Origin of the sequence: Variovorax sp. ZS18.2.2 (assembly GCF_024701975.1) — a bacterium.
Classification (GTDB): Bacteria; Pseudomonadota; Gammaproteobacteria; order Burkholderiales; family Burkholderiaceae_C; genus Variovorax.
The window spans coordinates 110,048-121,070 of the sequence record NZ_JANLNM010000002.1; the positions used below are offsets into that span (position 1 = coordinate 110,048).

Sequence of the window (11,023 nt, forward strand, 5' to 3'; positions counted from 1 at the left end):
CTGAAGCGTCCTCTTGGCAGGGGCGCCGAGATTCCGTCCGGTCCGCGACCGGCTGCGGTGCGCTCCTTTCTCTGTTCAATCACACAAGGATGCACCGATGTCGACGAGCTGTTTTGACCGCGAAGACGAGGCCTTCATCGTTCTGGTCAATCACGAAGACCAGTACTCCATCTGGCCCCACTGGAAAGCCGTTCCCGGCGGATGGACTGCCGTCGAAGGCGTCCGGGGCGACAAGAAGACCGTCCTCGCCTATGTAGAGAGCCACTGGACCGACATGCGGCCCAAGTCGCTGCGCGAGTGGATGCAGCAACAGGCGGACGCACCGGCCACGGAAACCGCGGCAGGTTGATGAGCGCTCAGGCGCCCCTGGCGCTGCTGTGCCTGCCGTGTGCGGGCGCGAGCGCCTCCATGTACCTGCGGTGGCGGCGTCTCGTGCCGTCGTGGGTTCGCATCGTGCCGGTGGAATTGCCGGGGCGCGGCGCGCGCATGGGCGAAGCCTTCGTCGAAGACTTCGATGCGCTGGTCGCGCGGATCTGCACCGAGCAGGCCGAGGCGATGCGCGGCGACTTCGCGCTCTTCGGCCACAGCATGGGCGCGTTGCTCGCACATGGTGTGACCCGCCGGCTTCAGTCCTTGTATCGGCCGCTGCCGCGCGCGCTGCTGGTGTCCGGCTCTGCGGCGCCTTCCCGGCGCGATCCTGAACGTTTCGACGGCGGCGAAGACGACGCGTCGCTCATTGCCGAGCTGCGCAAGCAGGGCGGCACGCCCGAGGAGGTGTTCGCGAGCGAAGAGCTCATGCGCATCACCCTCGACACGTTGCGTGCCGATCGCCGCGTCTGCCGCAGCCACGTCCACGTCGGCGGTGGAGCACCGCTGCCGTTGCCCGTTCATGCCTTCGCAGGACGCCAGGACGACATCGAGGCGCTGGCCATGGCGGCCTGGTCGAAAGAGACCGGCGGCACCTTCACGCTCGACTGGTTCGAGGGCGGCCATTTCTTTCTCCGACAGCACGAGACCGCATTTCTCGCGGCGCTCGCACGGCGTCTGCCGACGCCTCTACATCAGGCGCACTTTCACGCGCCCCTTCAAGCGCATCAAGGCCAGATATGAATGAACCGCTCGCAACGGCATCCGCCGGCCGGCAACCACGCAATTTCGTGGCGCACCTGCGCGCGTTGGCCGAACGGCGTCCGCACGACGTCTGGCTCACCGTGGCCGACGAGGTTGACGGCGTCTACAGCGAGCAGCCCTTCACCTATACCGTCTTCGAGCAGCGCGTGCGCGCGCTCGCGGCCCGCCTGCAGCAGCAGTTCGCCAAGGGCGACCGCGCACTCGTCATGCTCGACAACGGCGACCACTATGCGGTGAGCATGCTGGCCTGCTTCTACTGCGGCGTGATCGCGGTGCCGGTGTTTCCGCCCGAATCGACGCGGCCGCAGCACCTGGCGCGGCTCACCGGCGTGGCGAGCGATTCAGCGGCGCGCTGCGTGCTCACGTCTTCTGCCTTGAGCGCCGCGATGGCGGCGGCCGGCAACCAGTTCGGCGATGTGCAGATCGTTGCCGTCGACGCGGTCGATGTCGCGCTCGCCGACGCCTGGCAGCCCTTCGAGCCGGCCGACGACGACGTCGCCTTCCTGCAATACACCTCGGGTTCGACCTCGGCGCCCAAGGGCGTCATCGTCACGCACGGCAACCTGATGGCCAACGAGCATGCGATCCAGATCGGCATGGGCATCGGACCCGACGACAAGTTCGTCTCCTGGGCGCCGCTCTATCACGACATGGGCCTCATCGGCGGCCTGATGCAGCCGCTCTACAGCGGCATCCCACTGGTGCTGACCTCGCCCCGCTATTTCCTCGAGCGCCCAGTGCGCTGGCTGGAGCTGATCTCGCGCCATCGCGCCACGCTCAGCGGCGGTCCGGACTTTTCGTTCCGCCTCTGCCTGGAGCGCGTGAAGGACGCACAGATCGCGCAGCTCGACCTCTCGAGCTGGCGCGTGGCCTACACCGGCGCCGAACCGGTACGCGCCGACACCGAATTCGACTTCATCGAACGCTTCGCCCCTGCGGGCTTCGACCCCGGCGCGGTCTACGCCTGCTACGGCCTCGCCGAGGCGACCTTGTTCGTGACTGGCGGAAAACGCGGCGTCGGCATGGTCGCGCGCAGCTTCGGTGCCGACGGCCTGGCCAGCGGTGTGGGTGTGCCGAGCGAAGACGGCACGCTGCTCGTCGGTTGTGGTGCGGTGGCGGTCGAGCATGTCGTCGAGATCGTCGATCCCGCCACGCTGTCGGTGTTGGTCGAGCCCGGCCGCATCGGCGAAATCTGGGTGAGCGGCGCGAGTATCGGCGCCGGCTACTGGGGCAAGCCGCGCGAATCCGCCGAGACCTTCGTGGAGCGTGCGGGCCGTCGCTGGCTGCGCACCGGCGACCTGGGCTTCGTCTGCGACGGCGAGCTCTACGTGACCGGCCGCATCAAGGACCTGATCATCGTCCGCGGCCACAACATCTATCCGCAGGACATCGAGCGCGTCATCGAGGCCGAGGTCGATGCGGTGCGCAAGGGCCGCGTGGCGGTCTTCGCGGCCAACGGGCCCGATGGCGAGGGCATCGGCGCGGCTGCCGAGGTGTCGCGCAGCATGCAGAAGCTGGTGCCGCCGCAGGTGCTGGTCGAGGCGTTGAGCGCGGCGGTCAGCGAGGTGTTCGGCGAGGCGCTGTCGGCCGTGCTGCTGCTCAACCCGGGTGGCATGCCCAAGACCACCAGCGGCAAGCTGCAGCGCAGCGCGTGCCGCGCGGGCTGGCTCGATCGCAGCGCGGATGCGTATGCGATCTACGAGCGCGGTGCGTTCGTCAAAGGTGGTCCTGTCGAGGCGCAGGCCGAAGCGCCCGTGCTCGACGAGACCGAGCGCGCCGTCGATGCGATCTGGCGCGAAGTGCTCCGGCCCGCCGATGCGAAGCCTTTCGCGCGCGACGCGCATTTCTTCACCCGCGGTGGCAGTTCGCTCACCGCCACGCAGGTTGCGGCCCGCATGTCAGATCACTGGGGCATCGACTTTCCGGTGCGCCTGATGTTCGAGCACCCGCGGCTCTCCGAATGCGCCGCCGCTGTGCGCCAGCGCCTGGCCGAAGGCGCGCGTGCGCGGCCCGCGCCCATCGCGGTGCTGCCGGCCGAGCGCCGGCAGCATGCGCTGCCGTTGTCCCACGCGCAGGAGCGCCAGTGGTTCCTCTGGCAGCTCGACCCGACGAGCGCGGCGTACCACATGAGCGGCGCGCTGCGCCTCACCGGCGCCTTGCAGGCCGATGCGCTGCGCGCGGCGCTGGACGACCTGGTCGCGCGCCACGAGTCGCTGCGCACCGTGTTCCGTGCGGGCAGCGACGGCGTTGCCGCGCAGTGGATCCAGCCGGCCGGCACGTTGCCGCTCGAAGTGGTCGACCTGCGCGACGTGCCCGCCGGCGAGCGCGACGGACGCCTGGAGAGCGAGGCCCGCCGCATCAAGAGCGCGCCCTTCGACCTCACCCAGGGCGGCCTGTTGCGCGCGGCGCTGCTGCGCCTCGCGGACGACACGCAGGTGCTCGCCGTGGTGATGCACCACATCGTGTCCGACGGCGCCTCGATGCAGGTGCTGATCGACGAGCTGGCAGCCGGCTACGCGGCGCGCCTGCAGGGCCGTGCCGCGGCGTTGCCCGTGCCGCGCGTGCAGTACGCCGACTACGCGGTGTGGCAGCGCGAATGGCTGGCTGCCGGCGAGGCCGAGCGGCAGCTCGCCTGGTGGCGCAAGGAGCTCGGCGATGAGCACCCGGTGCTCGAGCTGCGCACCGACCGCCCGCGCAAGCCGCAAGCGAGTTACCGCGCCGCACGCCACACCTTCGAACTCCCCGCGCCTTTGCTTGGCCAACTGCGCGGCGTCGCGCAGGCCGACGGCGGCACGCTGTTCATGGTGCTGCTCGCCGGCTTGCAGGTGCTGCTGCACCGCTACACCGGGCAGGAAGAAATCCGCGTCGGCGCCGCGATCGCCAACCGCAACCGGGTGGAGTTCGAGAACGTCATCGGCCTGTTCGTCAACACGCTGGTGCTGCGCAACCCGATCGACGGTCGCACGCCGTTGTCGCGCGCGCTCGCGCAAGCCCGCGAAGCCGTGCTGGGCGCCCAGGCGCACCAGGACCTGCCCTTCGAGCAACTGGTGCAGCGCCTGCAGCCCGAGCGCAGCATGAGCCACAGCCCGCTGTTCCAGGTGATGTTCAACCACCTCTTCGAGGACCATCGCCCGCTGCAGCGCCTGGACGGCATTCAGGTGCAGGACCACGCGCTGCCCGACCTGCAGACCCAGTTCGACTGGGTGCTGGAGGCTCGCGAGCGGCCCGATGGCCGGCTGATGCTCGACGTGATCTATGCCGACGACCTGTTCGAGCGCGAGACCATCGTGCGCATGGCGCAGCACTACGTCGCCGTGCTCGGTGCCCTCTCTGCCGACGCCGGCCGCGCAGTAGGCGACATCGCCTTGCTCGACGCCGCGGAAAACGCGCAGCTCGCAGGGTGGAGCATCAACGCACGCCGCGAGCCGCAACCCCAACCCGTGCACCACACCATCGCGCAGCATGCGAAGCAGCAGCCCGACGCCATCGCGCTGCTGTTCGGCGAAGAAGCGCTGAGCTTCGCCGAGCTCGACCGCCGCGCCAACCGCCTCGCGCACCGCCTTGTCGCGCTCGGCGTGAAGCCCGACATGCGCGTGGGCATCGTGATGGAGCGCTCGGTCGAGATGGTGGTGGGGCTGCTCGCCATCCTCAAGGCCGGCGGCGCGTACCTGCCGCTGGACCCCGACTACCCGCTGCAGCGCCTGGCCTACATGGTGGAGGACAGCGGCATCGCGCTGCTGCTGACGCACCGCGCCACCCGCGAGCACATCGCCGAGCGCGCGGGCCTCGCGCGGCTGGAGGTCGACAGCACCGATCTCTCGAACGAGCCCGACACCGCCCCCGGCGTTGCGCTGCACGGCGAGAACCTCGCCTATGTCATTTACACCTCCGGCTCCACCGGCAAGCCCAAGGGCGCGGCCGTGCGCCACGCGGCGCTGCACAGCTGCATGGCCTGGATGCAGGACACCTACCACCTCAGCCGGGAGAACACCGTGCTGCACAAGGCGCCGTTCGGCTTCGACGTGTCGGTGTGGGAGATGTTCTGGCCCATGACCGCGGGCGCGCGGCTGGTGGTGGCCAACCCCGGCGACCACCGCGACCCGGCGCGACTGGTCGAGCTGATCCGCCGCCATCAGATCACCACGCTCAACTTCGTGCCCTCGATGCTGCAGGCTTTCCTGGCGCACAAGGACATCGAGTCAAGCACGCGGCTCAAGCACATCATCTGCGGCGGCGAGGCCATGCCCGCCGAGACGCAGAAAGAGACGCTGCAGCGCCTTCACGGCGCCACGCTGCAGAACCTCTACGGCCCGACGGAAACCACGATCCACGTCACGCGCTGGACCTGTCGTGACGACGGCCAGAGCCTGGTGCCGATCGGCCAGCCGATCAGCGACACCCAGTGCCACATCCTCGATGCCGAGCTCAATCAGGTGCCGCGCGGCGTGGCCGGCGAGCTATATCTCGGCGGCGTGAGCCTGGCGCGCGGCTATCTCAACAAGCCCGGCCTGAGCGCCGAGCGCTTCGTGGCCAACCCCTTCGGCGCGGGCGACCGGCTCTATCGCACCGGCGACCTCGTGCGCTGGAACACCGAGGGCCAGATCGAGTACCTGGGTCGCATCGACCACCAGGTGAAGATTCGCGGCTTCCGCATCGAACTCGGCGAGATCGAGGCGCAGATCCTCGCGCAGCCCGCGGTGCGCGAGGCCGTGGTGGTGGCGCGCGAAGGCGCTGCGGGCGCCTCGCTTGTGGCCTACATCGCCGCACACGCGCAACAGGCAGTCAACACCGCCGCGTTGCGCGAGCAACTGGGCCAGGTGCTGCCCGACTACATGGTGCCGCGCGCCGTGGTGGTGCTCGACACCCTGCCGCTGAACGCCAACGGCAAGGTCGACCGCAAGGCGCTGCCCGAGCCTGAAGGCCTCGGCCGCGCGACCACCTACGAGGCGCCGGAGGGCCATGTGGCGCGCACGCTCGCGGCCATCTGGTCGGAGGTGTTGCAGGTCGAACAGGTCGGCCTGCATGACAACTTCTTCGACCTCGGCGGGCACTCGCTGCTGCTCATCCGCGCGCATCGGTTGCTGGAAGACCGGCTGCAGGGCAGCTTCCCGCTGGTCAACCTCTTCAAGTACCCCACCGTCGAATCGCTCGCGCGCTGGATCGAGCAGGGCGGCGCGCAAGCCGCGGCCGTTTCCGCCGCGGGCGCCGACGACCGCGCGCTGCGCCAGCGCGCCGCCATGCTTCAACGCCGCAAAGTGGCAGAGAGAGTCAATTGATGACCACCGCCTTCAACGAATCCGCCGAACCCACCGGTCTCGAGATTGCCATCGTCGGCCTGTCCGGGCGCTTCCCGGGCGCCGACGATGTGGACGCCTTCTGGCGCAACATCCAGGGCGGCGTGGAGTCGGTGTCGCGCTTCACCGATGCGCAGTTGCGCGAACGCGGCGTGCCGCAGAGCCTGCTGGACGATCCCGACTACGTGAAGGCCGGCGTGATGTTCGAAGGCTTCGACCAGTTCGATCCCGGCTTCTTCGGCTACACGCCCCGCGAGGCGGAGAACCTCGATCCGCAGCAGCGCATCTTTCTCGAATGCGCCTCGGCGGCGCTCGAACATGCCGGCTGCGATCCCGAGCGCTGGCCGGGCAAGGTCGGCGTGTATGCGGGCGAGGGCGCCAACGTCTACCTGATCCGCAACCTGCTGCCGTCCTTCGGCCTCGGCGCACACACGGGCATTGCCGACCTGCTCGGCCTCATGAGCGGCAACTCCGGCGGTTCGCTGTGCACGCGCGTTGCCTACAAGCTCAACTTGCGCGGCCCCGCCGTGAGCGTGCAGACCGCCTGCTCCACGTCGCTCACCGCCGTTCACACAGCCTGCCAGGCGCTCCTGAGCCACGACTGCGACATGGCCCTGGCCGGCGGCGTGTGGCTCAACCTGTTGCAAGAGGGCGGCTACCGCTACCAGGCCGGCGCGATCCTCTCGCCCGATGGCCATTGCCGCGCCTTCGACGCCGATGCCGCCGGCACGGTGATCGGCAGCGGCGCCGGCGTCGTCGCGCTCAAGCGCCTGGACGAAGCGCTGCGCGACGGCGACACCATCCACGCGGTCATCAAGGGCACCGCGGCCAACAACGACGGCTCCGCCAAGGTCGGCTTCACCGCGCCCAGCATCGACGGGCAGGCCGAAGTGATCCGCGCGGCGCAACTGATCGCAGGCGTCTCGGCCGACACCATCGGCTACATCGAGACGCATGGCACCGGCACCACGCTGGGCGATCCGATCGAGATCGCGGCGCTCACGCAGGCCTTCCGCGCCGACACCGAGCGGCGCGGCTTCTGCGCGGTCGGTTCGGTCAAGACCAACATCGGCCACCTCGATGCGGCGGCCGGCGTGGCGGGGCTCATCAAGGCCACGATGGCGCTCAAACACGGCGTGCTGCCACCCAGCCTGCATTTCACGAAGCCCAACCCGCAGATCGATTTCGCGAGCAGCCCGTTCTATGTGAATGCGCAGCGCCAGCCCTGGCCCGTAGGCCGTACGCCGCGTCGCGCGGGCGTGAGTTCGTTCGGCATCGGCGGGACCAATGTGCACGTGGTGCTCGAAGAGGCGCCGGTGGCCCGTCCGTCCGCACAAGCAAATGCACCGGCTTGGCAGGTCTTGCCGCTCTCCGCCCGCAACACCGACGCCTTGCAGCAAGCCGCGCAACGGCTGGCCAGCCATCTCGAAGAAGCAGGCTCTGGCACATCGCTCGTCGATGTCGCGCAGACGCTGCAGACCGGCCGGCGCGCGCTGGCGGTTCGCGGCGCGGTCGTTGCCGACGGGTCGGCAACCGCCGTCGAGGCGCTGCGTGCGCCCGAAAGCGACTTCGACCAGGCGAGCGGCATCCCCGCGTCGGCACCCGAGGTCGCGTTCCTCTTCCCGGGCGGCGGCACGCAGCACGCGAACATGGGGCTCGCGCTCTACCGCGACCATCCGGTCTTCCGCGAGGAGATCGATCGCTGCTGCGCCGCGCTGCGCGAGGTGATGGGCATGGACCTGCGGCAGCTGCTCTATCCGGCCGCCGGTGGCGAAGCCGCGGCCGACGAGCAGCTCGGCCGCATCGAATACACGCAGCCGCTGCTGTTCATCGTCGAGTACGCGATGGCGCGCCTGTGGATGTCGCGCGGCGTGCAGCCCGCCGTGATGCTGGGCCACAGCCTGGGCGAGTACGTTGCCGCGTGCCTGGCCGGCGTGTTCAGCCTGGAAGACGCGCTGCGCATCGTGGCCACGCGCGGCCGGCTGATGCAGTCGATGTCGCCGGGCGCGATGACCGCCATCGCCCTGTCCGAAGCCGAACTCGCGCCTTTCCTGGCCACCGGCTGCGACATCGCGGCGATCAACGGCGAGCAACTGTGCGTGCTCGCCGGGCCGATGGCGGCCATCGAGGCGGCCGAGCAGCAGCTCTTCGCGCGCGGCCTGATGCCGCGCCGCCTGCTGGTCTCGATCGCCTCCCATTCGGCGATGACCGAGTCCATCGTGGCCGAGCTGCAGCAGGTGGTCGCTTCGGTGCCGCGGTCTGCGCCCCGCATTCCCTTCATCTCCAACGTCACCGGCAAGCCCATCACGGCGCAGCAGGCGATCGATCCGGCCTACTGGGGCCAGCACCTGCGCGGCACGGTGCGCTTCGCGGACGGCGTGGCGGAACTGCTGCGCGTCGAGGGCCGCGTGCTGCTGGAAGTCGGTCCCGGCGAGACGCTGGCCGGCCTCGCGCGCCAGCATCCGCTGGCCGATTCGGCGGCGGCCGTCCTGTCGAGCCAGGCCCATCCGCAGAAGCAGGCGCAGAACGAACGCCAGATGGCGAGCGTGATCGGCCAGCTCTGGTGCGCGGGCGTCGATATCGATTGGGCCGCGTGCCATCCCGGACGGCAAACCCGCCGGGTGCCGCTGCCGACCTACCCGTTCCAGCGCCGCTCCTATTGGACGGACATGCCCGACGCGGGCAGCGAAGTGGCGACCTCGTCCATGCAGAAGCCGGGCGACGCATTCCATGTGCCGGTCTGGCAGCGCACGGAGCCTGCGAGTACGCCAGCAGCCCCCGCACCGGCCGACGGCTGCACGCTGGTGTTCGCGGAGACGAGCGGCTTGACCGACGCATTGATTCGCCAACTGCAGGCCGAAGCGCCCGCGCACCCGGTGGTTCGCGTGGCGCCGGGCAGCGGCTTTGCCGAAACGGGAGCGCGCCAGTTCACGGTACGCCCGGGCGAGCGTGCGGATCACGAAGAGCTTTTGCGCAAGGTGCAGGCCGAATCCGGGTCGGTCGCGAAGGTCTATCACCTGTGGAGCGTGGACGGCCAGCCGTCGTCTTCGTCGTCTTTGCCGCAATCGGAGGACGTGCTCGAGCGCGGCTACTTCAGCCTGCTGGCGCTGATTCAGGCCATCGACAGCACCTCCGGCGGACGCGCGCGCAAGCTCTCGATCGAAGTCGTCGCGAACCAGATCGAAGATGTCTCCGGCCTTGAACCGCTGTGCCCCGAGAAGGCGACGCTGTTCAGCCTCTGCAAGGTGATCGCGCAGGAGTATCCGCACATCGCTTGCCGCGTGACTGACATCGTCTTGCCCGTGCCGGGCAGCGCCGCCGAATCGTGGCTCGCAAGACAACTCGCCGCACCGGCACAGGCGCCGAACGACGAAACGCTCGTGGCCTATCGCGGCCCGCATCGCTGGGTCAAGACCTATGCGCCGCTGCCGTCCGGCGCCGCGCCGCAGCAGCGCCTGCGTTCCAAGGGCGTGTACCTGATCACCGGCGGTCTCGGTGGCGTGGGGCTCGCGGTCGCACGGCACCTGGCCGAGTCGTGGCAGGCACGGCTGGTGCTGCTGGGGCGCACACCGCTGCCCGAACGCAGCCAGTGGGAAGCCCTCGTCGCGGACGAAGCGCAACCCCAGGCGCTGCGGACCATGCTCGTGCAACTGATCGAACTCGAAAACCTGGGCGGCGAAGTGCTCGTCGTCGCGGCCAACGTGGCCGATGCAGCCTCGATGCAAGCCGCCGCCGCAGAGGCCCGCGCCCGCTTCGGCATGGTGCAAGGCGTCGTGCACGCGGCCGGCCACGCGAACAGCGGAATGATCGCGACCCGCCCCCGCGCCGCCATCGACGAAGTCTTCGCACCCAAACTGCAGGGCACCCGCTTCCTGCTCGACGCGCTGCGTGACGAGCCGCTCGATTTCGTGCTGCTGTGTTCGTCGATCTCCAGCATGGCCGGCGGCCTCGGCATGAGCGACTACGCCGCCGCAAACGCCTACCTCGACGCGCTGGCCGCGCTGTGGCAACGCAGTGCGACGTACCCCGTCATCTCGGTCAACTGGGACGCCTGGCGCGACCTCGGCATGGCGGCTGGCCGCGTGCTGCCCGAGGGCATCGGCATGGACGGCCCCGAGGGCGCGCGGGCGGTGGAGCGCATCGTCAACGGCCCGGCGTTCGCGCAGGTCGTGATCTCCACCACCGACCTGAACCAGCGGCTCGGCGAGCTGGACAACGGCATGCTCGACCTGCTGGAGACCGGCCCGGTCGCGAAGAAGAAGCGCCGCGAACATCCGCGCCCCGCGCTGGCTACGCCTTTCGTCGCGCCGGAAGGCGAGCTGGAGAACGTGCTCGCGGGCATCTGGCAGGACATGCTGGGCATCGCCAGCGTTGGCATCGACGACAACCTGTTCGAGCTGGGCGGCGATTCGCTGCTCGCGATCCAGATTCTGGCCCGTGCACGCAAGGCCTACGAGGTCGAGCTGCATCCGGCCGCCTTTTTCAAGGCACCCACCATTCGCGACCTTGCGATCCTGGTCGAGACCCGGTTGATCGAGGAAATCGAGGCCGATGTTCCGGCCGATGCCGAGCCCGATCGCTCGCCCGCAACCGTCTGA

The 11,023-nt window shown here is 69.5% G+C and carries 4 protein-coding genes; all 4 read left to right on the forward strand.

Annotated elements, in window-relative coordinates; translation table 11 throughout:
* Positions 1-97: 97 nt before the first annotated feature.
* Genes NU688_RS11050 through NU688_RS11065 form a run of 4 tightly spaced genes read left to right on the forward strand, consistent with a single transcriptional unit; the run spans position 98 to position 11,023 of the window.
* Complete coding sequence (locus NU688_RS11050) at positions 98-349, forward strand: MbtH family NRPS accessory protein (RefSeq protein WP_257860649.1); 252 nt, start codon at positions 98-100, stop codon at positions 347-349.
* Positions 349-1,110: a thioesterase II family protein gene (locus NU688_RS11055; protein ID WP_257860650.1), complete on the forward strand. Its 762-nt coding sequence runs from the start codon at positions 349-351 to the stop codon at positions 1,108-1,110. The genes NU688_RS11050 and NU688_RS11055 overlap by 1 nt, the downstream gene beginning before the upstream one ends.
* On the forward strand, positions 1,107-6,407 hold the full coding sequence (locus tag NU688_RS11060) for a non-ribosomal peptide synthetase (RefSeq protein WP_257860651.1): 5,301 nt from the start codon (positions 1,107-1,109) through the stop codon (positions 6,405-6,407). The genes NU688_RS11055 and NU688_RS11060 overlap by 4 nt, the downstream gene beginning before the upstream one ends.
* Positions 6,407-11,023 carry a type I polyketide synthase gene (locus tag NU688_RS11065; RefSeq protein ID WP_257860652.1) on the forward strand — a complete coding sequence of 1,539 codons (4,617 nt, stop codon included), beginning with the start codon at positions 6,407-6,409 and terminating at the stop codon, positions 11,021-11,023. Before NU688_RS11060 ends, NU688_RS11065 begins: the two co-directional genes overlap by 1 nt.

Excerpts from the sequence above, each read along its gene's own strand:
- NU688_RS11050 (WP_257860649.1), top strand. The coding sequence starts at position 98 with ATGTCGACGAGCTGTTTTGACCGCGAAGACGAGGCCTTCATCGTTCTG.
- NU688_RS11060 (WP_257860651.1), top strand. The coding sequence starts at position 1,107 with ATGAATGAACCGCTCGCAACGGCATCCGCCGGCCGGCAACCACGCAAT.
- NU688_RS11065 (WP_257860652.1), top strand. The coding sequence starts at position 6,407 with ATGACCACCGCCTTCAACGAATCCGCCGAACCCACCGGTCTCGAGATT.
- NU688_RS11055 (WP_257860650.1), top strand. The coding sequence starts at position 349 with ATGAGCGCTCAGGCGCCCCTGGCGCTGCTGTGCCTGCCGTGTGCGGGC.